General features: G+C 60.3%; 18 protein-coding genes, 2 tRNA genes and 2 pseudogenes. 17 read left to right on the top strand and 5 right to left on the bottom strand.

The window, feature by feature from the left end:
• Nucleotides 1-79: 79 nt before the first annotated feature.
• Nucleotides 80-481, top strand: coding sequence for a PA2779 family protein (locus tag KCX70_RS09525; protein WP_021207428.1), 402 nt, complete (start codon nt 80-82; stop codon nt 479-481).
• Nucleotides 478-1,428 carry a PA2778 family cysteine peptidase gene (locus KCX70_RS09530; protein ID WP_212620025.1) on the top strand — a complete coding sequence of 317 codons (951 nt, stop codon included), beginning with the start codon at nt 478-480 and terminating at the stop codon, nt 1,426-1,428. The genes KCX70_RS09525 and KCX70_RS09530 overlap by 4 nt, the downstream gene beginning before the upstream one ends.
• On the opposite strand, the pseudogene KCX70_RS23275 reads toward KCX70_RS09530, so the two are convergent.
• Nucleotides 1,424-1,843: pseudogene (locus KCX70_RS23275) on the bottom strand (FAD-dependent oxidoreductase); the annotation flags it as partial. The gene KCX70_RS09530 and the pseudogene KCX70_RS23275 overlap by 5 nt on opposite strands.
• Before the next feature lie 171 nt (nt 1,844-2,014).
• Between KCX70_RS23275 and KCX70_RS09535 the strand changes: the two are divergent.
• From KCX70_RS09535 to KCX70_RS09580, 10 genes are all read left to right on the top strand, one after another.
• A tRNA-Val gene (locus KCX70_RS09535) sits at nt 2,015-2,091 on the top strand.
• Between the two features lie 226 nt (nt 2,092-2,317).
• Nucleotides 2,318-4,240 carry a threonine--tRNA ligase gene (gene thrS, locus KCX70_RS09540; protein WP_212620026.1) on the top strand — a complete coding sequence of 641 codons (1,923 nt, stop codon included), beginning with the start codon at nt 2,318-2,320 and terminating at the stop codon, nt 4,238-4,240.
• Nucleotides 4,240-4,791 (top strand): translation initiation factor IF-3, encoded by a 552-nt coding sequence (gene infC, locus KCX70_RS09545; protein ID WP_019339385.1) that lies wholly within the window; start codon nt 4,240-4,242, stop codon nt 4,789-4,791. Before thrS ends, infC begins: the two co-directional genes overlap by 1 nt.
• A 62-nt stretch (nt 4,792-4,853) precedes the next feature.
• Nucleotides 4,854-5,048 carry a 50S ribosomal protein L35 gene (gene rpmI, locus KCX70_RS09550; RefSeq protein ID WP_019339386.1) on the top strand — a complete coding sequence of 65 codons (195 nt, stop codon included), beginning with the start codon at nt 4,854-4,856 and terminating at the stop codon, nt 5,046-5,048.
• A gap of 27 nt (nt 5,049-5,075) precedes the next feature.
• Complete coding sequence (gene rplT / locus KCX70_RS09555; RefSeq protein ID WP_019339387.1) at nt 5,076-5,432, top strand: 50S ribosomal protein L20; 357 nt, start codon at nt 5,076-5,078, stop codon at nt 5,430-5,432.
• A 166-nt stretch (nt 5,433-5,598) separates the two neighbouring features.
• On the top strand, nt 5,599-6,615 hold the full coding sequence (pheS, locus tag KCX70_RS09560; RefSeq protein ID WP_102850870.1) for a phenylalanine--tRNA ligase subunit alpha: 1,017 nt from the start codon (nt 5,599-5,601) through the stop codon (nt 6,613-6,615).
• Nucleotides 6,616-6,652: 37 nt separating this feature from the next.
• Complete coding sequence (pheT, locus tag KCX70_RS09565; protein WP_212620027.1) at nt 6,653-9,031, top strand: phenylalanine--tRNA ligase subunit beta; 2,379 nt, start codon at nt 6,653-6,655, stop codon at nt 9,029-9,031.
• 3 nt (nt 9,032-9,034) lie between these two features.
• A complete protein-coding gene (gene ihfA, locus KCX70_RS09570) occupies nt 9,035-9,337 on the top strand; it encodes an integration host factor subunit alpha (RefSeq protein ID WP_003282572.1) in 303 nt (100 codons plus the stop codon).
• Entirely contained in the window at nt 9,318-9,674 is a 357-nt protein-coding gene (locus KCX70_RS09575) for a MerR family transcriptional regulator (protein ID WP_021209994.1), read from the top strand. The genes ihfA and KCX70_RS09575 overlap by 20 nt, the downstream gene beginning before the upstream one ends.
• Nucleotides 9,675-9,756: 82 nt before the next feature.
• A tRNA-Pro gene (locus KCX70_RS09580) sits at nt 9,757-9,833 on the top strand.
• 69 nt (nt 9,834-9,902) lie between these two features.
• Here the strand turns inward: KCX70_RS09580 and KCX70_RS23280 are convergent.
• The 4 genes and pseudogenes from KCX70_RS23280 to imuA all read right to left on the bottom strand — a co-directional run.
• Nucleotides 9,903-10,177 (bottom strand): annotated as a pseudogene (locus KCX70_RS23280) (tyrosine-type recombinase/integrase); the annotation flags it as partial.
• Between the two features lie 282 nt (nt 10,178-10,459).
• Nucleotides 10,460-13,537 (bottom strand): error-prone DNA polymerase, encoded by a 3,078-nt coding sequence (locus KCX70_RS09585; protein WP_102846042.1) that lies wholly within the window; start codon nt 13,535-13,537, stop codon nt 10,460-10,462.
• On the bottom strand, nt 13,534-14,946 hold the full coding sequence (locus tag KCX70_RS09590) for a Y-family DNA polymerase (RefSeq protein ID WP_212620028.1): 1,413 nt from the start codon (nt 14,944-14,946) through the stop codon (nt 13,534-13,536). The genes KCX70_RS09585 and KCX70_RS09590 overlap by 4 nt, the downstream gene beginning before the upstream one ends.
• Nucleotides 14,947-14,953: 7 nt before the next feature.
• Nucleotides 14,954-15,571, bottom strand: coding sequence for a translesion DNA synthesis-associated protein ImuA (imuA, locus tag KCX70_RS09595; protein WP_021209892.1), 618 nt, complete (start codon nt 15,569-15,571; stop codon nt 14,954-14,956).
• Between the two features lie 339 nt (nt 15,572-15,910).
• On the opposite strand from imuA, the gene ccoN reads away from it, so the two are divergent.
• The 5 genes from ccoN to gyrA all read left to right on the top strand — a co-directional run bounded on the left by ccoN (nt 15,911) and on the right by gyrA (nt 23,082).
• A complete protein-coding gene (gene ccoN, locus KCX70_RS09600) occupies nt 15,911-17,347 on the top strand; it encodes a cytochrome-c oxidase, cbb3-type subunit I (protein WP_021209891.1) in 1,437 nt (478 codons plus the stop codon).
• Nucleotides 17,348-17,488: 141 nt separating this feature from the next.
• A complete protein-coding gene (locus KCX70_RS09605; RefSeq protein WP_102850864.1) occupies nt 17,489-18,058 on the top strand; it encodes an RBBP9/YdeN family alpha/beta hydrolase in 570 nt (189 codons plus the stop codon).
• 65 nt (nt 18,059-18,123) lie between these two features.
• The gene (locus tag KCX70_RS09610; protein ID WP_021209889.1) at nt 18,124-18,765 is read left to right on the top strand and encodes a peroxiredoxin; all 642 of its coding nucleotides are present in this window, start codon (nt 18,124-18,126) and stop codon (nt 18,763-18,765) included.
• Nucleotides 18,766-18,997: 232 nt separating this feature from the next.
• Nucleotides 18,998-20,074: an S-methyl-5-thioribose-1-phosphate isomerase gene (gene mtnA, locus KCX70_RS09615; protein ID WP_102846038.1), complete on the top strand. Its 1,077-nt coding sequence runs from the start codon at nt 18,998-19,000 to the stop codon at nt 20,072-20,074.
• 203 nt (nt 20,075-20,277) lie between these two features.
• On the top strand, nt 20,278-23,082 hold the full coding sequence (gyrA, locus tag KCX70_RS09620) for a DNA gyrase subunit A (RefSeq protein WP_212620029.1): 2,805 nt from the start codon (nt 20,278-20,280) through the stop codon (nt 23,080-23,082).
• Nucleotides 23,083-23,151: the final 69 nt, after the last annotated feature.

The raw sequence follows: 23,151 nt of genomic DNA on the forward strand, positions 1-23,151 counted from the left end.
GAACAGCGGCGTCGTCTTACTTCTGACGGCCCGTCGCTAACTGCGCTGGCTACCGAACAAAAAGATAAGGAGTTCCGCCATGTTCAACTCTTCCGTGATGAAGCGTGTGGCCACCCTGGTGGCAGCGATGCATTTCATGCTGTTCGCGCAGATTCCGATGGCCCAGGCGGCGATGATCGGTACGCCCGAAATCATTGCCGAACATCAGCAGCAAGTGGATCGACAGCAGCTGCTGACGATGCTTGAAGATCAGGATGTGCAAAAGAAGCTGGTTGCCATGGGTGTCGAGCGTGACCAGGTCGAGCAGCGGATCAATAGCCTGACCCCGGCGGAACTCGCGCAGTTCAACCAGCAGTTGGATCAGGCGCCTGCAGGCGCTGGTGCGGTGGGAATTATCGTGCTGTTTCTGGTGATCTTCATCATTACCGACCTGCTGTGCGCGACTAACATCTTCAACTTCGTTCACTGCATCAACCGTTGATTCGGCGACTGACATTACTGGTCGCGATAGTCCTTCTCGGGGCGTGCGCGCGAACTCCGATCGTTCCGGTCGGTACCGCGGGCCTCCCCGAGCGGGTGGAACTGAGTCGTGTGCCGTTTTACTCGCAGGAAGACTATCAATGCGGGCCGGCGGCGTTGGCTACGATGCTGACCTATCGCGGCATCGATACCGACCCTGAACGGCTGGTCAATCGGGTCTATATTCCGCAGCGCAAGGGCAGTCTTCAGGTCGAAATGGTCGCGGCGGCGCGTGCGCATGACCTGTTGGTGTATCCGCTGGAGGGGCGGTTGGAAGCGATACTCTCCGAGGTGGCGGCAGGGAACCCGGTCTTGGTGTTGCAAAATCTGGCATTTGACCGCTGGCCCCAGTGGCACTTCGCGGTGGTGGTGGGGTACGACCTGGCTGATCAGACGCTGATACTGCGATCCGGTACGACTCGTCGCTGGACCGGAAGCTTTCGTCAATTCGAGCGAAGCTGGACTAAAGGAAACCGTTGGGCTGTGGTAACCGTCGCGCCCGATCAACTGCCGCGCACCGTGAAAGAGACGGTTTGGCTACGAGCGGCGAGCGATCTCGAACAAACCGGTCGCCAGACATCGGCCTTGCGTGCATACGAAACCGCGGCGCAGCACTGGTCCAGCGGTTTATCCTGGTTCGCACTAGCGAATGCGCACTATGCGCAAGGGAACAAGCGTGCGGCAGAGCGAGCCTTGCGAACCAGCGTGCAGCGTGACGGCGCGTTTGCGGCGAGCTGGTTCAATTTGTCACAAGTGCTCGCGGAGCGCGGTTGCCAGGCCCAGTCTTTGGCGGCGCAATCGTGTGCGCGGCAACTCGCCCCAGAGGACAAACGATTCCAGGCGCACCTGCCTTCGGCAAGTGTGAAGGCTGACGCGTGCGAAGCGCCCCCATCGTGTCCGGCGCTTTAAGGCTCAGAAGGGCGGCGCAGCTGCTTTGCATGAATGCAGCGAATACGCCGCCGTTTTTCAGATCGCAGTCGATGCCGTAACGCGCAACACGCTAGCGGATGATGTGTACGCCTTCGAAAGCCATTGCGCCGATCAAGGTGGCGTCGTGTTCCCCGTACTGCGCTCGACGGTATCAATGTCACTGCTGTAGCAGTTGACGATTGTCCTCCGTAGTGCCCAGAGGCGCCGAGCCCGACCTTGGCCGCTTCAGTGCGACGACACGAAAACCTTGTTCGAGAACGGACAGGGCGGTCGATGGCTCGATGTAGCCTGTCACGATCACGCAGACGTCCGTCTCGACGCAACTGCGAAGCGCACGCGCTCTGATGGGATTCGCCGATGCAACGTAATAAGAAGAGGATAAGTGGCGTGCGATATTCTAGTTTTCGCTGTTCTCGATATTTGACGCTGATGCTGTCTCGACTGGATTGGAGGTGCCATAGCACCGCAATAATGGTGCTTTCGCTCAAAAATTACGAATATCAGTGGCTTAGCGAAAAAAGCGCTTGACTCTATCAGGCGAATCTCTAGAATGCGCGTCCATCGGAGGCACATAGCTCAGTTGGTTAGAGCACCACCTTGACATGGTGGGGGTCGTTGGTTCGAATCCAATTGTGCCTACCAATTCCGAGAAAAGGGTCGCGCTAGCGGCCCTTTTTTTATGCGTCGCTTGTCAGTGCGGATGCTTTCTGAAAGCATCCGCACTTTAATTTTCCAGAGACTTCGGTTTGCCTGAATCTGCCTTCGGGCTCCCGCCACTGTGCGGCGGGATTATTCGGCGGGCCGCTTTCCTGGCTCATCCCAACCCACGTGGCCTTTGGTAGGGGTCACCACTAGGAGAGGAGGCGCCATGCCCACCATTACTCTTCCCGACGGCAGTCAGCGTTCGTTCGATCACCCGGTTTCGGTCGCCGAGGTCGCGCAATCCATTGGTGCGGGGCTTGCAAAGGCTACGCTCGCGGGCAAGGTCAACGGTCGTCTGGTCGACGCCTGCGATCTGATCGACAGCGACTCGACCCTGCAGATCATTACGCCGAAAGACGAAGAGGGGCTGGAGATCATTCGTCACTCCTGTGCTCACCTCGTAGGGCATGCGGTCAAGCAACTCTATCCGTCCGCCAAGATGGTCATCGGGCCGGTGATTGCGGAAGGGTTCTATTACGACATCGCCTTCGAGCGGCCTTTCACGCCGGAAGACATGGCGGCAATCGAGCAGCGCATGAGGGAATTGATCGATACCGAGTACGATGTGATCAAGAAGGTCACCCCGCGTGCCGAGGTCATCGATGTGTTCCGGGCGCGTGGCGAGGACTACAAGCTGCGTCTGGTCGAAGACATGCCTGACGAAAAGGCCATGGGGCTGTACTACCACGAAGAATACGTCGACATGTGCCGCGGCCCGCATGTGCCCAACACCCGCTTCCTCAAGTCGTTCAAGCTGACCAAGCTGTCCGGCGCCTACTGGCGCGGCGATGCGAAGAACGAGCAGCTGCAGCGCGTCTACGGTACCGCCTGGGCGGACAAGAAGCAGCTGGCCGCGTACATCCAGCGGATCGAAGAGGCGGAAAAGCGCGACCATCGCAAAATCGGCAAGCGCCTGGATCTGTTCCATACCCAGGAAGAGGCGCCTGGGATGGTGTTCTGGCATCCCAACGGCTGGACCATCTACCAGGTCCTCGAGCAATACATGCGGGGTGTGCAGCGAGCCAACGGCTATCTGGAAATCAAGACACCGCAAGTTGTCGATCGCAGCCTGTGGGAGAAGTCCGGGCACTGGGGCAACTACGCCGAAAATATGTTCACGACCGAGTCGGAAAGTCGCGACTACGCAATCAAGCCGATGAACTGCCCCTGCCATGTCCAGGTTTTCAATCAGGGGCTGAAAAGCTATCGCGAATTGCCGATGCGCCTGGCCGAATTTGGTTCCTGCCATCGCAACGAGCCGTCCGGTGCGTTGCACGGAATCATGCGGGTACGTGGTTTCACCCAGGATGATGCACATATTTTCTGTACTGAAGAGCAGGTCAGTGCCGAGGCCGCCGATTTCATCAAGCTGACGATGCAGGTCTATGCTGACTTCGGCTTCAGCGATATCAAGCTGAAGCTGTCCACTCGCCCGGAAAAGCGTGTCGGCGACGACGCGTTCTGGGATCGTGCCGAGGCCGCGCTTGCGGGGGCGCTGAACGAAGCGGGCCTGCCTTGGGAATATCTGCCGGGCGAGGGTGCGTTTTACGGTCCCAAGATCGAATTCACACTACTCGACTGCCTCGGGCGTTCCTGGCAATGCGGAACGCTGCAATACGATCCGAATATGCCGCAGCGCCTGGATGCGAGCTACGTGGCGGAAGATAACAGCCGCAAGACGCCGGTCATGCTCCACCGGGCGATCCTGGGGTCGTTCGAACGCTTCATCGGCATTCTGATCGAGCACTACGAAGGCGCGTTCCCGGCCTGGTTGGCGCCCACTCAAGCTGTGGTGATGAATATCACCGACAAGCAGGCTGATTTCGCACTGGAAGTGGAGAAAACGCTTAACCAAAGCGGCTTCCGTGCCAAGTCCGACTTGAGAAACGAAAAGATCGGCTTTAAAATCCGCGAGCATACCTTGCTCAAGATTCCCTATCTTCTGGTTATCGGAGATAGGGAAGTAGAGACACGAGCCGTTGCTGTGCGCACCCGTGAAGGCGTCGATCTGGGCTCCATGCCCCTGGATGACTTCGCGCAGCTGCTGACACAAGCGGTTTCCCGGCGTGGTCGCCAAGAATTGGAGTAATGACTATTAAGCGTGAAATGAGACAGGATAAACGAGCTGCACCCAAGGCCCCGATCAACGAGAATATCTCGGCTCGTGAGGTCCGTTTGATTGGTGCTGATGGCGAGCAGGTTGGCATCGTCTCGATTGATGAAGCGCTTCGTATAGCTGAAGAAGCCAAGTTGGATCTGGTGGAAATTTCCGCCGATGCGGTTCCTCCCGTTTGCCGGATCATGGATTACGGCAAGCACCTGTTCGAGAAGAAGAAGCAGGTCGCTGCGGCGAAGAAGAACCAGAAGCAGATCCAGGTTAAAGAAGTAAAGTTTCGTCCAGGGACGGAAGAGGGCGACTACCAGGTCAAGCTACGCAACCTGGTACGTTTCCTGAGTGACGGGGACAGGGCCAAGGTTTCGTTGAGATTCCGCGGTCGTGAGATGGCCCATCAGGAGCTGGGGATGGAACTGTTGAAGCGGGTCGAAGGTGACCTGGCTGAATACGGTTCGGTCGAACAGCATCCAAAGATGGAAGGACGCCAGCTGATCATGGTCATCGCTCCCAAGAAGAAAAAGTAACCACCAGGGCACTGGCAGGCCTTGCGGTTATTTGAAATCACCCACACTGTGGAGTACCGAACATGCCAAAGATGAAGACTAAAAGTGGCGCTGCGAAGCGCTTCAAGAAGACGGCGAATGGCTACAAGCACAAGCACGCTTTCAAGAGCCACATCCTGACCAAAATGTCTACCAAGCGTAAGCGTCAGCTGCGTGGTACATCTCTGATGCACCCGTCTGACAACGCAAAAGTAGAGCGCATGCTGCGCGTTCGTTAATTTGGTCAAGACTCAGAGGAATAACTCATGGCTCGTGTTAAGCGTGGCGTCGTCGCTCGTCGCCGTCACAAGAAAATCCTGAAACTCGCCAAAGGCTACTACGGCGCTCGTTCGCGTGTGTTCCGTGTTGCCAAGCAGGCGGTAATCAAGGCTGGCCAATATGCCTACCGTGACCGCCGTCAGCGCAAGCGTCAGTTCCGCGCTCTGTGGATCGCTCGTATCAACGCTGGTGCTCGTGTAAACGGTCTGTCCTACAGCCGTTTCATCGCTGGCCTGAAAAAAGCGGCCATCGAAATCGATCGCAAGGTTCTGGCCGAGTTGGCAGTGAACGAAAAAGCAGCATTCGCTGCGATTGTCGAAAAAGCCAAAGCTTCTCTGGCCTAAGCCCATCGACAATCGAATCTTCGGATTCGTAGCGTCACCGATAGGGGAAGAGCCTGCGCTCTTCCCCTATTTCGTATCTGAAGGGGCATTTGCAAAAGTGCACCTCGCGCAAAGCCTGAATGCTGATCGCCTGGTGCGGTTCTGCAAGAACCTCTGGAGGTTGTACATGGAAAACCTGGATGCACTGGTCTCGCAAGCGCTCGAGGCGGTGCAACATAGCCAAGACATCAATGCCCTGGAGCAGATCCGGGTCCAGTATCTAGGCAAGAAAGGCGAGCTGACCCAGGTCATGCAAACCCTGGGCAAACTGTCGGCAGAGGAACGCCCCAAAGCCGGTGCGCTCATCAACGCAGCGAAGAGCCGTGTTCAGGATGAACTGAACGCCAGAAAGGCAGACCTCGAACAAGCTGCGCTGAGTGCCAAGCTCGCGGCCGAGCGGATCGACGTGACATTGCCTGGGCGGGGTGAAGTCTCTGGTGGGCTGCATCCGGTAACACGTACGCTAGAGCGGATCGAGCAGTTCTTCAGCCATATCGGTTACAGCGTTGCCGAGGGGCCTGAGGTCGAAGATGACTACCACAACTTCGAGGCGCTCAATATTCCTGGTCATCACCCGGCACGGGCGATGCACGATACCTTCTATTTCAACGCCAACATGCTTTTGCGGACCCATACCTCGCCAGTGCAGGTGCGCACCATGGAGTCGCAGCAGCCACCTATCCGTATCGTCTGTCCTGGGCGTGTCTACCGGTGTGACTCGGATATCACCCATTCGCCGATGTTCCATCAGGTCGAGGGTTTGCTGGTCGACGAGGGCATCAGCTTTGCGGATCTGAAGGGCACGATCGAGCAGTTCTTGCGGGTGTTCTTCGAAAAGCCGCTGGGTGTCCGTTTCCGGCCCTCGTTCTTCCCGTTCACCGAGCCGTCTGCTGAAGTGGACATGCAGTGTGTCATGTGCAGCGGGAAGGGTTGTCGCGTCTGCAAGCAGACCGGCTGGCTCGAGGTGATGGGCTGCGGCATGGTGCATCCGAATGTGCTGCGCATGTCCGGTATCGATCCGGAAAAGTACCAGGGCTTTGCTTTCGGTATGGGCGCCGAGCGGCTTGCCATGTTGCGTTATGGCGTCAACGACTTACGCCTGTTCTTCGATAACGACCTGAGGTTCCTGGCGCAATTTCGCTAGTTCCAGAGTCCAGTCAAAGAATATTTAGGAGAGCAGGATGAAATTCAGCGAGCAGTGGTTGCGTACGTGGGTCAATCCGCAGGTTTCCCGCGAAGATCTGGTGGCGCGGCTATCAATGGTGGGCCTCGAAGTCGACGCGGTGGTCCCGGTTGCCGGCGCGTTCAGCGGCGTGGTCGTCGGTGAGGTGGTGAGCACTGAACAGCACCCCGATGCTGACAAGTTGCGGGTGTGCCAGGTCAGCAATGGCAGCGAGACGTTTCAGGTCGTTTGCGGTGCGCCCAATGTGCGGCCCGGTCTGAAAATTCCGTTCGCGATGATTGGCGCCCAACTGCCAGGCGACTTCAAAATCAAGAAAGCAAAGCTTCGCGGCGTCGAGTCCAACGGCATGCTCTGCTCGGAAACCGAGTTGCAAATCGGCCCCGACGATAGCGGGCTGATGGAGCTGACCGGTGACGCCCCGGTTGGTAGCGATCTGCGGGCCTACCTCGGTCTGGACGATGCGAGCATTGAGATAGGACTGACGCCGAACCGTGGCGACTGCCTGTCCATCGCAGGTCTTGCTCGCGAAGTCGGTGCGATGTATGACGCAGCGGTAACTGCCGTCGAAATCGCTGCCGTGGCTCCGAGTCACGATGAGGTGCGCCCCGTAGAGGTGCTCGCGCCGAAAGCCTGCCCGCGTTACCTCGGACGTGTGATTCGCAACGTCGATCTGTCGCGATCCACTCCGCTGTGGATGGTCGAGCGGTTGCGTCGTTCCGATATCCGCAGCATTGATGCGGTGGTGGACGTTACCAACTACGTGATGCTCGAACTCGGCCAGCCGCTGCATGCGTTCGATCTTGCCGAAATCAATGGCGGCATCCGGGTCCGGATGGCCGAAGAGCAGGAAAAGCTCGTCTTGCTCGACGGCCAGGAAGTGACCCTGCGTGGCGATACGCTGGTCATCGCCGACCATCAGCGCGCCCTCGCGATTGCGGGCGTGATGGGTGGTGAGCACAGTGGCGTCAGCGCCTCGACTCAAGATCTGTTCCTTGAAAGCGCCTTCTTCGACACCATCGCGCTCGCCGGCAAGGCGCGTTCTTATGGTTTGCACACCGATGCGTCGCATCGCTACGAGCGCGGAGTGGATTCTCAGTTGCCCCGTCGAGCCATGGAGCGGGCGACTGCGTTGCTGTTGGAAATTGTCGGAGGCAGCGCCGGTCCGGTAATCGAAGCTGTCAGCGAAGCCGATCTTCCCAGCGTTGCGCCGATTCTGCTGCGCAAGGATCGCATCGAGCAGATGCTGGGGTTGGACATGGCGCGCGATCAGGTCGTCGCGCTGTTGTCCGCCTTGGGTCTGGGTGTGGTTGAGCTGAACGAGGAATCGTGGGAAGTCAACGTACCTAGCCATCGATTCGACATCGCGCTCGAAATCGATCTGATCGAAGAGCTGGGTCGCCTGTACGGCTATGACCGCCTTCCAGTGCGTTATCCGCAGGCGCGGTTGGCACCCGAAGCCAATCCCGAGGCCCGTGCAGAGTTACCGGCACTGCGTCGGTTGCTGGTCGCTCGTGGTTATCAGGAAGCGATCACGTACAGCTTCATCGATCCCAAATTGTTCGAGCTGTTCAGTCCTGGCGTCGAGCCGTTACAGCTGGCCAATCCGATTTCCTCGGACATGGCGGCAATGCGCGTAACGCTCTGGCCCGGGCTGATCAAGGCGCTGCAGTACAACCTGAATCGTCAACAAACGCGGGTGCGCCTGTTCGAAAGCGGCCTGCGTTTCGTCGGTCAGCTTGGCGACCTGAAGCAGGAGCCGATGCTGGCAGGCGTTATCACTGGCAGCCGTCTGCCAGAAGGCTGGGGCAACGATAGAGCCGCAGCGGACTTTTATGACGTGAAAGCCGACGTCGAAGCCTTGCTGGGGCATGCCGGCAATGCCGCTGCCTATGGCTTCGCTGCCGCCGAACATCCGGCACTACATCCCGGGCAGACCGCTCGAATCGAGCGGGAAGGGCGGCTAGTCGGCTACATCGGAAGTCTTCACCCAGAGCTTGCGGCAACGCTGGGTATCGATCAGCCGGTCTATCTATTCGAGTTACTGGTCTCCGAAATCAGCGAGGGTCGGCTGCCGCGTTTCAGTGAGCTGTCTCGTTTCCCTGAAGTGCGCCGCGACCTGGCTATTCTGGTGGCGCGTGAGGTTCCGGCAGACGATGTGTTGCTGTGCATTCGTGAGGCCGCTGGCGACAACCTGACGGACCTCAAGCTATTTGATGTTTATCAGGGTAAAGGTATTGATCCGCTTAGCAAAAGTGTGGCAGTCGGCTTGACCTGGCAACACCCTTCGCGCACTCTAAACGACGACGAGGTGAGTGGTGCGATGCAGCAAATCCTCTCCTCCCTGGAAGAAAGGTTTAATGCCACGTTAAGGAAATAGCGTATGGGGGCTCTGACGAAAGCTGAAATGGCGGAACGTCTATATGAAGAGCTAGGCTTGAATAAGCGCGAGGCCAAGGAGCTGGTCGAGCTGTTTTTCGAGGAAATTCGTCAGGCGCTGGAGCATAACGAACAGGTGAAATTATCCGGTTTCGGTAATTTCGACCTGCGAGACAAGCGCCAGCGCCCCGGACGGAATCCGAAAACCGGTGAGGAAATTCCGATCACGGCACGCCGTGTGGTGACGTTCCGGCCAGGGCAAAAACTTAAAGCCAGAGTCGAAGCCTATGCTGGAACCAAGTCATAACGACGAATTGCCGACGATACCGGGTAAGCGCTATTTCACCATCGGTGAGGTGAGTGAGCTATGTGCGGTCAAACCGCACGTACTGCGCTACTGGGAGCAGGAATTTCCACAGCTGAACCCCGTAAAGCGCCGTGGCAATCGTCGCTATTATCAGCGGCAGGATGTGCTGATGATCAGGCAGATCCGGTCGCTGCTCTATGAACAAGGCTTCACCATTGGCGGTGCTCGACAGCGCATGTCAGGTGATGAGGCCCGTGACGACACCACCCAGTACAAGCAGTTGATCAGGCAGATGATTACCGAGCTCGAAGATGTGCTTCAGGTACTCAAGAACTAAGCGGCCTCGAATAAAAAACTTTCAACTATTCAGGTGCTTAGTGTATAGTTCGATCCGCTTTCAGCAGAGCTGAAAGCACCGTCGGGGCGTAGCGCAGCCTGGTAGCGCACTTGCATGGGGTGCAAGGGGTCGAGTGTTCGAATCACTCCGTCCCGACCAAATAACTCCACGATTTAGGCCAGTTCAGAGATGAGCTGGCCTTTTTCGTTTCAGGGACTTCTGCGGGACTCATCCTGCCTTCCTCACCACTATCGTCAGCGTCGGCCCCGCGAGTCCGTCGCCGATATCTTGTTGGCCTCATCAATTAATTTTCCCAGCTCCGCTGCCGAGTAGTGGATGGTGATGCTGCCGTTCATGTGGCCCAGCAGGGCCCGCCGGTCTTCTTCGGTGTCACCTGACACCCGCTGCCCGACGTCTTATCCAAAGGCGTGTTTCAGGTCGTGGATGCGGATCGAGGCGAATTCCTTCGGTGCCGGTCGCAGGAAACGTTCCTGGTGCTTCTTTCCGCCGTGGTCGCTTTTGCTGTCGCTGGCGTTGCTGCTGTGCCGTTCCAGGCACCGGCTGGGCGGTAGGCATGGTCATGGAAGGTTCCTGATTGAAGCGACGGAACGCGGCGTTCGGTTCGTTAACCGAAGCCGACCAGTGCTTTACCTGAGTGGGCGTGGCTTTCAGCAAGTGTCAGCCGGGCGTCCAGCCGGCGTCGGCCTGGGCGGGTGATGCATCGACGGGCAGTGGCGGCGCCTCGGCTGCTGCTCAGCCAAACACGGCAGATCTTCATCCTTGGTTCATTGGAAATCCCGGCTGCGTACATCAAGCCCGGTCAGTAACTGCGAAAGATCACTCAAGCGTCCGGCGATGACATGGCGCACCCCGCTTGCCGATTCCAGATGGCCGTCGATACGCAGCAGTTGCGACTGGAGCAGCACTCGCCGCTGTCGCTCGGCCAGATCGCGCCAGACCACGACGTTGACCATGCCGAATTCGTCTTCCAGGGTAACGAAGATCACGCCGCTGGCTGTCTGTGGGCGCTGACGACCAATGACCAGGCCGGCAACGCTAACCATCCGGCCATGCTCCATATCGGCCAGCTCACGCGAGCTGCGGCAGCGCCGGCTCCTGAGTTGAACACGTAGCAAGCTCAGCGGGTGAGGGCCCAGCGTGGTACCCAGGGTGGCGTAGTCGGTCAGCAGGTCTTCTCCGACGCTGGGCTGTGGCAGGGGTACAGGCGCTTCCGGCGATGCGCTGTGGTTGGCGAACAGCGGCAACTGCGGCTCGACGCCGGCTACGGCCCAGCGTGCCTGGTAACGGTGGCCGGCAAGGCGCTGCAGGGCTCCAGCGTCGGCCAGCCGTTCGCGGGCGCGGGCATCCAGCCTGGCGCGAAGGCACAGGTCATCGATCGCCACGAAGGGTTGCAGCTGGCGCGCAGCTTCGATGCGCCGTGCATCTTCTTCGCGAAAGCCGCGCACCAGGCGTAGGCCCAGGCGGATCGCCGGTTGCTCGCCGGCGCTCGGTTCGAGGCTGCAATCCCAGTCACTGTGCTGCACATCCACGGGACGAATTTCCAGGCCGTGGCGGCGAGCGTCCTGCAGTATCTGATCGGGATTGTAGAAACCCATCGGCCAGCTGTTGATCAAGGCGCAGGCATAGGCGGCCGGCTCATGGCATTTCAACCAGCAGCTGGCATAGGTGAGCAGTGCGAAGCTTGCTGCGTGCGATTCCGGGAAGCCGTAGCTGCCGAACCCTTTGATCTGTTCGAAGATGCGTGCGATGAATTCCGCCTCGTAGCCCTTGGCGAGCATGCGTTCGGTCAGGCGCTGGCGATGGTGTTCCAGGCCGCCGTGACGCTTCCAAGCGGCCATGGAGCGACGCAGTTCGTCGGCTTCGCCGGGCGTGTAAGCCGCGGCGACGATCGCCAGTTCCATTACCTGCTCTTGGAACAGAGGCACACCGAGCGTGCGCTCGAAGACCGGTTTCAACTCATCGGATGGGTATTTAACCTCTTCTTCATCATTACGCCGGCGCAGATAAGGATGGACCATGTCACCCTGGATCGGTCCTGGACGCACGATGGCGACCTGAATCACCAGATCGTAAAAGGTCTTTGGGCGCAACCTCGGCAGCATGGCCATCTGTGCCCGCGACTCGATCTGGAACACGCCAACGGTATCTGCGCGGCTGATCATGGCGTAGGTCGCCCGGTCTTCCTGCGGCAGGGTGGCGATGGTCCAGTGGGTACCGCGGTAGTGTTCGATCAGGTTGAAACAGCGGCGCAGTGCGCTGAGCATGCCAAGTGCAAGCACATCGACCTTGAGCAGACCGACCAGGTCGAGATCGTCCTTGTCCCACTGGATCACGGTGCGCTCGGCCATGCTGGCGTTTTCCACCGGCACCAGGGTTTGCAGCGAGTGCTCGGAAATGACGAAGCCGCCCGGATGCTGTGAAAGGTGGCGGGGAAAACCGATCAACTCGCCCGTCAGCACCAACACCCGGTGCAGCACCGGACTGCTCGGATCGAAGCCAGCCTCGCGCAATCGCTCGTCATCAGGAATCCGGTCGCTCCAACGTCCGCAGCAATCGGCCAAGGCGTTGATCTGGTCCGGCGGCAGGCTGAGCGCCTTGGCGACGTCGCGCAAGGCGCCGGTGGCATGGTAGGTACTGACAACGGCCGTGAGCGCGGCCCGTTCGCGGCCATAGCGGCGGAATACGTACTGAATGACTTCTTCGCGGCGCTCGTGCTCGAAATCGACGTCAATGTCCGGTGGCTCCTTGCGCTCGCGAGAGAGGAAGCGCTCGAACAATAATTTGCTGCGTGACGGATCGAGTTCAGTGATGCCGAGCGCGAAGCACACGGTGGAGTTGGCCGCCGAGCCGCGCCCCTGGCAAAGAATATGCTGGTCACGAGCGAAGCGGACAAGATCGTGCACGGTGAGAAAGTAACTCTCGTATTCGAGCTCGGCGATCAGCTGCAGCTCATGCTCGATCTGAGCGCGCGCCTTCGCCGCAATGCCGTCCGGCCAGCGCCAGCGCGCACCTTCTTCAACCAGCTTGCGCAGCCAGGAGGTGGCGTTATGGCCCGCAGGCACCAGCTCGTGCGGGTATCGGTAGCGCAACTGGCCGAGGTCGAACTGGCAGCGTTCGGCGATGCGCAAGGTTTCGGCGAGCAATTCGGGAGGGTACAGCTGGCTCAGCTCCTCGGGTCGGCGCAGATGGCGTTCGCCGTTAGGGAACAGATAGTGACCGGCTTGCGCCACCGGCAGGTGGTGGTGGATTGCAGTCATGCAGTCCTGCAAGGCACGGCGACCACGGGCGTGCATATGCACATCGCCGCAGGATACTGCAGGCAGGTTCAGACGGCTGGCCAGTGCCTGCCATTGGCGCAGGCGCTGGGCGTCATCGGGCCCACGGTGCAGTTCGATGCCCAGCCAGAGGCGTTGCGCAAAGCGTTCACGCAGCCAGTGGCCTTCGAGATCAGCGTCGGGTTGGCGGGCAATCCAGAGGGCCAATAATCCCTCCAGTGGTTCGTTCAGGTCTTCAGCCAGCAACTGATAGCGACCTTTCTCGGCGCGACGGCGAGCGCGGGTGATCAAACGGCACAAGGTCTGATAGCCGGTCAGATTCTCCACCAGCAGGACCAGCTTCGGCCCGCCTTCGATCTGCACCTCGCTGCCGATGATCAATGGCAGGCCGACATCCTTCGAGGCCTGCCAGGCCCGTACGATACCGGCCAGGGTGCATTCATCGGTGATGGCCAGTGCCCGATAGCCAAGGCGTGCGGCGCGCTCGAAAAGTTCGCGGGCACTGGAGGCGCCGCGCTGGAAGCTGAAGTTGGACAGGCAATGCAGTTCGGCGTAACCGGCCATCATGCGAACCAGCCGTGCAACAGCAACGGCCCTCCATCGGTCGAGCGGAAAGCCCAGCCACGCTGGCCGGTGCGGGTCTCCACCAGGTAATAGTCGCGCCGCACATCGCCGCCATCCCACCAGCCGGACTCGATGCGCTCGGGGCCGGCAAGGACGCGCAGAGAGGCTTCGTGCAGGGGCTTCGGTTCAGCCAGTAGCCAGCCGGGGCGGGGTGTGATGTCCGATGGCAAGGCATTGCGAATGGCAGGCTGCGATTGCCAGGCGCACTCGGGGCGATGGTCGGCATGTGCGGCGAGCCCCTGCACGGCGTCGTCACCCAGCCGGGCGCGCAACCGCTCGCGCAGCTGCTCCCAGGGCAACGACTGCTGTGGGCGTTCGTCGAACAGTTCACGGTGCTCGGGGACGAAGGTTGGCAGTTCGCGCGCGATCAGACGCACCGCCAGCACGGGCGCTGGCAGTTGCAGATGTTCCAGGCGGCCGCGGGTCAGTTCGAAAAGCATGGCTGGGTCACGCTCGGCGCTGAGCAGACCGACCGGCACCTGGCTGTCGGCCAGTTGGCGGTGCTCCAGATGCAGGGTGAAGCGTTGTACGCCACTGTCGCGACCAGCCAGATAGGCGGCAAGATCGGCGGTCAGACGGCGCAGCGGGAACAGTAATGCCTGATGCGACTCGACCTCGAAGTTCAGTTCGATTCGAGCATCGAAGAGGTCTGGGGGGCGGTGGAACTCAAGCGCCAAGGGACGATGCCCAATCAGGGTATCGAGATGCCTGAGGGTTTCTGCGCAAAAGCGCCGGGCCAGGCCATCACGGGGCAGGGCGAGGATCTGCTTCAGCGTTCGCAGGCCCATTCGGGCAAAAGCGGACGCCACGTCTCGTGGCAGGCCGAGGCGCTCTACCGGTAGTGATTCAAGTACGTGATACAGCGAATCGGTATCCGTTACGGCCAAGCCGTCATGCACGTTGGCCAGCACCCGCGCGGCGGCCGGGTTGGGCGCCAAGGTAATGCGATGACCAAAGCCCAGTGTGCGCAGCTCTTCACGCAAACGCGCTTCCAGACGCGGCCAGGGGCCGAACAGGGCAAGGCTGGAGTGCACTTCCAGCAGCAGGCAGCGCGGGTAATGCAGGCTGACCTGCGAACTGAAACCGTAAGCCCAGGCGGCGAGGAATTGCTGCCAGCGCTCGATCAAGGCCAGATCATATTCAGCCGTCGTGAAGGCACGGGACATTGCCTGGGCGGCAATCAGCGATTGCCCGGGTTTCAGTCCGAGCGCCCGCGCCGCCGGATTGACCACCTGCAGGATCCGGCGCTGCGGCGTCCCGCTCAACAGGGCCAGCGGTGCGTCGGCGTCGGTGCGGTTGCGCAATACACCGTCCAGGGCCAGTTGTGGGAGTAGAACGCAGACCCAGAGCATGACCATCTCAATGCCACGCCGCGGCAGGGATCGGCCGCGCCGGAGCCAAGCCGCCACGACACTTGAGCACGCGCAATTGTGCCGGTTGAGCTTCAACTGCCAGGCGCAGAGCCGCTGGTGAGGAATTGACTGCTTCACGTAGGGGGCGATAGGCGAAGGCCAGCGTCTGACCCGTCTCTGCAGCGACTTGCAGGCGCCGCAGGGCACGGTCATCGGCCTGTTGCGGCCAACACACCACCGCGCCGCAGCTTCCCGAACGCAGACATTGCTCGGCAGCCCACAAGGCCTCGCGCCCTTCTGCATGGATGATCGATAACTGATGCAAGGCCACACCGGCTGCCAGCCAGGCATGGGGGTAGGGCACATGTGGGGGCGCTACCAATGCCACGCGTTCACCGGCTGCGGTCAATCGCGCCAGGGTTGGCCAGAGCAGGCGCAGTTCGCCGATACCGGTCGTGGCGATCAGCAGCTCGCTCAGTGCCGATTCAGGCCAGCCGCCGCCGGGCAGCGCGGCATCCAGGGCGGTATGCCCGGTCGGCTGGTTGCTGGTCGAGACGAGGCTGGACTGGCCGCGCCACAAACGACGCGCATCGAGCAGTTGACTGAGTGCGACCACGGAGGCCATGACGGTAGGTCTTTCCAAATACTGTATATGGATACAGTATTTGGGTTCTGGAAATATCGGTCAAGTCGCTGCGATGAAAAGCGCAGTGCAATGCCGACGTTCGAATTTTTGGCTCTTCGCAAAAGACTGCCAAGCGACAAAAAACAGCAGCAGGGGTATAGCAGGCGAGGCCCGAACCAAAATGCGTTATCTTCATTAATATGAAAATTAATGGATTAAACGACGATCCGTATTCGTTAGAAGTATTTAAATCCATGCGCGAGACTGTTCGACGTTCGCTCTTTTAGCGCTCGCAAGCGCTGAATGGCGGGCATCACTCATCTGTCTCCAGGAAATGTCATGGCTGATGCTGCAGTTCTCGATACACCCGACTACAACTACGACGTCGTCCGTCGCTTCACCTTGATGACCCTGTTCTGGGGTGTGCTCGGCATGGGCATGGGCGCGGTCATCGCCGCCCAGTTGGTCTGGCCAGAGCTGAATCTGGGATTACCCTGGACCACCTTCGGGCGACTGCGCCCGGTTCACACCAACCTGGTGATCTTCGCGTTCGGCGGCGGTGCGCTGTTCGCAACCTCGTTTTACGTCGTGCAACGCACCTGCAAGGTGCGGCTGATCTCCGACGGGCTGGCCAACTTCGTGTTCTGGGGTTGGCAGGCGGCGATCGTGGCGATGCTGGTCAGTTATCCGCTGGGTATTACCTCGTCTAAGGAGTACGCCGAAATGGAATGGCCGATCGCGCTCTGGGTGACGCTGGTCTGGGTGGCCTATGCCTATCTGTTCATCGGCACCATCGCGCGTCGGCAGACCCAGCACATCTACGTCGCCAACTGGTTCTATGGCGCCTTCATCGTCGTGACGGCGATGGTCCATGTGATCAACCATATCGCTATCCCGGTGACCTTGTTCAAATCCTACTCGGCCTATTCCGGCGCCACGGATGCCATGATCCAGTGGTGGTACGGGCATAGCGTGGTGGGCTTCATTCTCTCGGTGGGCTTTCTCGGCATGATGTATTACTTCGTACCGAAGCAGGCCGAACGCCCGGTGTACTCCTATCGCCTGTCCATCGTGCATTTCTGGGCCATCATCAGCCTGTACATCTGGGCTGGCCCTCACCACCTGCACTACACCGCATTGCCAGACTGGGCGCAGAGTCTCGGCATGGCCATGTCCGTGGTGCTGCTGGCGCCCAGCTGGGGTGGCATGATCAACGGCATGATGACCCTCTCGGGCGCCTGGCATAAGCTGCGCACCGACCCGATCCTGCGCTTCCTGGTGGTGTCCCTGGCGTTCTACGGCATGTCGACCTTCGAAGGTCCGATGATGGCCATCAAGACCGTCAACGCGCTGTCCCACTACACAGACTGGACCATCGGCCACGTGCATGCCGGCGCTCTCGGCTGGGTCGCGATGATTTCCATCGGCACGCTCTACCACATGATTCCCAAGCTCTGGGGGCGCGAGCGGATGCACAGCGTCGGGCTGATCAATGCACACTTCTGGCTCGCCACCATCGGCACCGTGCTCTACATCGCCTCGATGTGGGTCAACGGCATCACCCAAGGTCTGATGTGGCGCGCGATCAACGAAGACGGCACGCTGACCTATTCCTTCGTCGAAGCACTGGAAGCCAGCCATCCCGGCTATGTTGTGCGGCTGATCGGCGGCGGTACCTTCGTTCTGGGCATGTTGCTGATGGCCTATAACGCCTGGCGCACCGTGCGTGCGGCTGATCGGCGGCCGATCGGGGCGGCTGTCATACGGGTCGCCTGAGGGAACCTGCTGCTCGGGAACGGCCTGTTAGAACTCATCTCATTGATCTGGAAGATTTGTTCTAAGCAAAGAATTTCTTATTCTTTTTATGGTTACAGCGCAATGACTAGACTGGCTTCCATCCTTTCGGAGGCCGCCCCGATGATCCGTTATCTGATAGTGCCAGGCTGGAAGGGCTCACCTGCAGCCCACTGGCAAAGCCATTGGCAGCACAACCTTTCCGGTAGCGCGAGGGTAGAGCAGGCCGATTGGCTGAACCCTCGCCGCGATCGCTGGATTGCCGAGCTGGATCGCACTATTGCGATGAGCGCCCAGCCGACCATCCTCATTGCGCACAGTCTGGGCTGCATCACCATTGCCCACTGGGCCGCACAAGCATCGATGGACACATTGCAGCGGGTTCGTGGCGCACTGCTGGTCGCTCCAGCGGATGTGCAGCGTGATGGCTGCCCCGATGCGCTACGCGATTTCGCGCCGATTCCACGCCAGGCCCTGCCATTTCCTAGCCTGTTGATCGGATCCGACAACGATGCCGCTGCAACAGCCGAACGGGCCATTGAACTGGGGCAGGAGTGGGGAAGCGAAACCGTCATACTGAAGGGCGTTGGTCACATCAACACGCAATCGGGCCATACCCGGTGGACGTCAGGCTTCGCCTATCTGTATCGCCTGCAGCATCGAGTCGCTCAAGAGGCCCGGAAATCGGCCTGAGCCACGTAACAGGACTGGTCGCATACTGCGGCCGAGATCAGCAACACCCATAGAGGAAAGAAGCCATGAGCATCCGTCTCGGTGACATCGCCCCCGATTTCGAACAGGACTCCAGCGAAGGCCGCATTCGTTTTCATGAATGGCTCGGCGACAGCTGGGGCGTGTTGTTCTCGCATCCGGCGGATTTCACGCCGGTCTGCACCACCGAGCTCGGCTTGACCGCCAAGCTCAAAGACGAGTTCGCCAAGCGCAACGTCAAGGCCATCGCGCTGTCAGTCGACCCGGTAGATTCGCATGTGAAGTGGATCGATGACATCAACGAAACCCAGAGCACGCGGGTCAATTTTCCGATCCTGGCTGACGCCGATCGCAAGGTCTCCGAGCTGTACGACCTGATTCACCCCAATGCCAACGACACCCTGACGGTGCGTTCGCTGTTCGTCATCGATCCGAACAAGAAGGTGCGGCTGATCATTACCTACCCGGCCAGCACCGGGCGCAACTTCAATGAGATTCTGCGTGTGATCGATTCGTTGCAGCTGACTGACAACCATAAGGTCGCGACACCCGCCAACTGGCAGGACGGCGAGGAGGTGGTGATCGTGCCGTCGCTGCAGGACGAGGAGGAACTCAAGCGCCGCTTCCCGAAAGGCTATCGCGCGATCAAACCCTATCTGCGCCTCACGCCGCAGCCCAATCGCGATTAAGGAGTGGCCCAGCTGCCAAAGCCGCCGAAGGCCTTTGCTTGTGCTGGAAAAATCAGTCGATTAGGATTCGCGCCCGGGTATGGACGCGTGAGTGCCGAGCACCGCGCATGACCCTATCGAATGTTGCAGCCCGGTTCGGAGACGGCCGGGCTTTTTCATGCCCCGGTTCGTGCCCGCTGAACGACCGGCCCCGCTCCTGATGATCAGGGGCGCCAGTGAAGAGAGGAATGTCATGCGCGAACGCTTGTTGGCCGCGGAAAAAGTGAAGGCTATCGAGTGGCAGGACGGGCTGTTGCGTTTGCTCGACCAACGCAGACTGCCACTGGAAACGATATGGCATACCTATGATTCCGCGGAGGCGGTGGCTACGGCCATTCGTGAAATGGTCGTGCGCGGCGCTCCGGCGATCGGTATCAGCGCGGCGTACGGGCTGGTCATGGGGCTCCGGGTACGGCTTGCCGAAGGCGGCGACTGGCGCGCGGCGCTGGAAGCGGACTTCGCGGTGCTTGCCGACTCGCGTCCGACCGCCGTCAATCTGTTCTGGGCACTGAATCAGATGCGTGAGCGCCTCGATCGCTTGAAGCCGGGCGAGGATCCGCTGACAGCGGCCGAAGCCCAGGCCGCTTCCATTCATGCCAGCGATCGGGAAGCGAACCTGACCATGGCGCAGTTCGGGGTCGACTTGATTCGCAAGCATCAGGGCAGCCCGCAGAACCTGCTCACCCATTGCAATACCGGCGCATTGGCCACCGGCGGCTTCGGCACCGCTCTTGGGGTGATTCGTGCCGCGCATCTGGAGGGCCTGGTCGAGTGCGTTTACGCCGATGAGACCCGTCCCTGGTTGCAGGGCTCGAGGCTGACGGCGTGGGAGCTGGCAGGCGAGGGCGTGCCGGTCATGCTCAACGCCGACTCGGCAGCGGCGCATCTGATGAAAACCCGTGGCATCACCTGGGTCATCGTGGGGGCCGACCGGATCACCGCCAATGGTGACGTCGCCAACAAGATCGGCACCTACCAGCTCGCCGTCCTGGCCATGCACCATGGCGTACGGTTCATGGTGGTCGCGCCGAGCTCGACCATCGACATGGACCTGGAAACCGGTGAGGACATCCCCATCGAAGAACGTGCCGGCAGCGAGTTGCTGGAGGTCAATGGTCAGCGGTTTGCGGCGCAGGTCGATGCGTTCAATCCGGTATTCGATGTGACCCCCGCGGACCTCATCGACGCCATCGTGACCGAGAAGGGCGTCGTGGAACGGCCGAATACCGCCAAACTGGCTGCCCTGATGAGCCGCAAGCGGCTTCATTGAGCGCAGAAAGGGCGCATGCAAGCTGTTGGAGGCTGAGCGGGGAAGAACCGCAGCCATGCCCTGCGTCCTTCTGTGAGCCAGCGAGCGGCTCGGGCTCGAAACGCGTTGTTCGTTAAGCCCGCAGCCTCCAGCGGCCTCCCTCCTTGTGATACCATTCCGCGCTTAATCGCAGGACCCTGCTGACTATAAGGAACCAGGCTTCCATGGGCGAACTGGCCAAAGAAATCCTCCCGGTCAATATCGAAGACGAACTCAAGCAGTCCTACCTCGACTACGCCATGAGCGTAATCGTCGGACGAGCGCTGCCGGATGCGCGCGACGGATTGAAGCCTGTGCATCGCCGTGTGCTGTATGCCATGAGCGAACTGGGTAACGACTGGAACAAGCCGTACAAGAAATCCGCCCGTGTGGTCGGTGACGTGATCGGTAAATATCACCCTCATGGTGACTCGGCGGTATACGACACCATCGTGCGGATGGCGCAGCCTTTCTCGTTGCGCTACATGCTGGTCGATGGTCAGGGCAACTTCGGTTCGGTCGATGGCGACAACGCCGCGGCCATGCGATACACCGAAGTACGAATGGCCAAGCTGGCGCACGAGCTGCTGGCCGACCTGGACAAGGAAACCGTCGACTGGGTGCCCAACTACGATGGCACCGAGCAGATTCCGGCAGTCATGCCGACCAAGATCCCGAACCTGCTGGTCAACGGTTCCAGCGGTATCGCCGTGGGCATGGCGACCAACATTCCGCCGCACAACCTGGGCGAAGTGATCGATGGCTGCCTGGCACTGATCGAAAACCCAGACATCAGCATCGATGAGCTCATGCAGTTCATCCCCGGCCCCGACTTTCCCACGGCGGGCATCATCAATGGTCGCGCGGGCATCGTCGAAGCCTACCGTACGGGCCGCGGACGCATTTATATGCGCGCGCGCTCGACCATCGAAGACATCGACAAGGTCGGTGGCCGTCAACAGATCGTCATCACCGAGCTGCCTTACCAGTTGAACAAGGCGCGACTGATCGAAAAGATCGCCGAGCTGGTGAAAGAGAAGAAGCTCGAGGGCATCACCGAGCTGCGCGACGAGTCGGACAAGGACGGCATGCGCGTGGTCATCGAGCTGCGTCGTGGCGAGGTACCCGAGGTCATCCTCAATAACCTCTATGCCCAGACCCAGCTGCAAAGCGTATTCGGCATCAACGTGGTCGCGCTCATCGACGGCCAGCCACGTACGCTCAACCTGAAAGAACTGCTCGAAGCCTTCGTCCGCCATCGCCGCGAAGTCGTAACCCGCCGGACGGTCTATGAACTGCGCAAAGCGCGCGAACGTGGGCATATCCTCGAAGGCCAGGCCGTCGCACTGTCCAACATCGATCCGGTCATCGCTCTGATCAAGGCGTCGCCAACCCCGGCTGAAGCCAAGGAAGCGCTGATTGCCGAGGCCTGGGAGTCCAGCGCCGTCGAGTCGATGGTCGAGCGTGCCGGTGCCGATTCCTGCCGTCCTGAAGGCCTGGATCCGCAATATGGTCTGCGCGACGGCAAGTATTACCTGTCGCCGGAACAGGCCCAGGCCATTCTTGACCTGCGTTTGCATCGCCTGACGGGCCTCGAGCACGAGAAGCTGCTCAGCGAGTATCAAGAGATCCTGACCCAGATCGGTGAGCTGATCCGTATCCTCACCGATCCGGTGCGCCTGATGGAGGTCATCCGCGAGGAGCTCGAAGGCGTCAAGCGCGACTTCGGCGATGCGCGTCGCACCGAGATTCTCGAGGCGCGTCTGGATCTGACCTTGGCCGACCTGATCACCGAAGAAGAGCGCGTCGTCACCATTTCCCATGGCGGCTATGCCAAGTCGCAGCCGCTGGCGGCCTACCAGGCGCAGCGGCGTGGTGGCCGTGGCAAGGCGGCCACTGGCGTCAAGGAAGAGGATTACGTCGAGCACCTGCTGGTCGCCAACAGCCACACCACGCTGCTGTTGTTCTCCAGCAAGGGCAAGGTGTACTGGCTCAAGACCTACGAGATTCCCGAGGCTTCGCGCACATCGCGCGGCCGTCCGCTGGTCAACCTGCTGCCGCTGTCCGAAGGCGAGCACATCACCGCCATGCTGCAGGTCGACATCGAGGCTGCGCGTCAACAGCAGCACAACGGCGAAGACGATGTTGAAGATGCCGAAATCATCAACGAAGTCGAAGAGGCGGAAGAGCCGCTCGACGGCGATGAGTCCGATGAGTCGGCAGACGAGCCGACCGGCACCTACATCTTCATGGCGACCGCCAAGGGCACCGTGAAGAAAACCCCGCTTTCCCAGTTCAGCCGCCCACGCAGCGTCGGCCTGATCGCGCTCGGCCTGGAGGAGGGCGATACCCTGATCGCCGCAGCGGTGACCGACGGTGCGCGTGAAGTCATGCTGTTCTCCGACGGTGGCAAGGTGATCCGCTTCAAGGAGAAGCACGTTCGCACCATGGGCCGTACCGCCCGAGGCGTTCGCGGCATGCGCCTGCCGGAAGGTCAGCGCCTGATCTCAATGCTGATTCCCGAGCCCAACGCGCAGATACTCACCGCCAGCCTCAATGGTTATGGCAAGCGCACTGTGATCGATGAGTTTCCGCGTCGCGGTCGCGGTGGCCAGGGCGTGATCGCCATGGTGACCAACGAGCGCAACGGCCCGCTGGTCGGTGCCGTCCAGGTGCAGCAGGGCGAGGAAATCATGCTGATTTCCGATCAGGGCACGCTGGTTCGCACCCGTGTCGATGAAGTGTCCTCGCTGGGCCGTAACACCCAGGGCGTGACGCTGATCAAGCTGGGCAAGAACGAGCACCTGGTTGGCCTCGAGAGAGTCCAGGAGCCCTCCGAGGAGGACGTGCTGGAAGACATCGAGGCGGTTCTCGATGACGAAGCACTGGACAAGGAAATGCCCGTTGTCAGCACCGAGCCCAGCGAGGATGAGCTGCTCGGTGGTGGCGGTGATGTGCCGCCGGACGTAGTGCCCACCGACGACGATTGATCATGAAGTGCGATACCTGCGGGTATCGCACCTCGGCTCGATCGGAACCCGCTGTGGTAAGGATTGCAA

The organism is Stutzerimonas stutzeri (genome assembly GCF_018138085.1).
GTDB classification, from domain to species: Bacteria; Pseudomonadota; Gammaproteobacteria; order Pseudomonadales; family Pseudomonadaceae; genus Stutzerimonas; species Stutzerimonas stutzeri_AI.

Coding starts and splice junctions, on each gene's coding strand:
- KCX70_RS09525 (WP_021207428.1), top strand. CDS start 80: ATGTTCAACTCTTCCGTGATGAAGCGTGTGGCCACCCTGGTGGCAGCG.
- KCX70_RS09590 (WP_212620028.1), bottom strand. CDS start 14,946: ATGCTCTGGGTCTGCGTTCTACTCCCACAACTGGCCCTGGACGGTGTA.
- pheS (WP_102850870.1), top strand. CDS start 5,599: ATGGAAAACCTGGATGCACTGGTCTCGCAAGCGCTCGAGGCGGTGCAA.
- KCX70_RS09605 (WP_102850864.1), top strand. CDS start 17,489: ATGATCCGTTATCTGATAGTGCCAGGCTGGAAGGGCTCACCTGCAGCC.
- ccoN (WP_021209891.1), top strand. CDS start 15,911: ATGGCTGATGCTGCAGTTCTCGATACACCCGACTACAACTACGACGTC.
- ihfA (WP_003282572.1), top strand. CDS start 9,035: ATGGGGGCTCTGACGAAAGCTGAAATGGCGGAACGTCTATATGAAGAG.
- infC (WP_019339385.1), top strand. CDS start 4,240: ATGACTATTAAGCGTGAAATGAGACAGGATAAACGAGCTGCACCCAAG.
- thrS (WP_212620026.1), top strand. CDS start 2,318: ATGCCCACCATTACTCTTCCCGACGGCAGTCAGCGTTCGTTCGATCAC.
- KCX70_RS09585 (WP_102846042.1), bottom strand. CDS start 13,537: ATGATGGCCGGTTACGCCGAACTGCATTGCCTGTCCAACTTCAGCTTC.
- KCX70_RS09575 (WP_021209994.1), top strand. CDS start 9,318: ATGCTGGAACCAAGTCATAACGACGAATTGCCGACGATACCGGGTAAG.
- imuA (WP_021209892.1), bottom strand. CDS start 15,571: ATGGCCTCCGTGGTCGCACTCAGTCAACTGCTCGATGCGCGTCGTTTG.
- gyrA (WP_212620029.1), top strand. CDS start 20,278: ATGGGCGAACTGGCCAAAGAAATCCTCCCGGTCAATATCGAAGACGAA.
- pheT (WP_212620027.1), top strand. CDS start 6,653: ATGAAATTCAGCGAGCAGTGGTTGCGTACGTGGGTCAATCCGCAGGTT.
- rpmI (WP_019339386.1), top strand. CDS start 4,854: ATGCCAAAGATGAAGACTAAAAGTGGCGCTGCGAAGCGCTTCAAGAAG.
- KCX70_RS09610 (WP_021209889.1), top strand. CDS start 18,124: ATGAGCATCCGTCTCGGTGACATCGCCCCCGATTTCGAACAGGACTCC.
- rplT (WP_019339387.1), top strand. CDS start 5,076: ATGGCTCGTGTTAAGCGTGGCGTCGTCGCTCGTCGCCGTCACAAGAAA.
- mtnA (WP_102846038.1), top strand. CDS start 18,998: ATGCGCGAACGCTTGTTGGCCGCGGAAAAAGTGAAGGCTATCGAGTGG.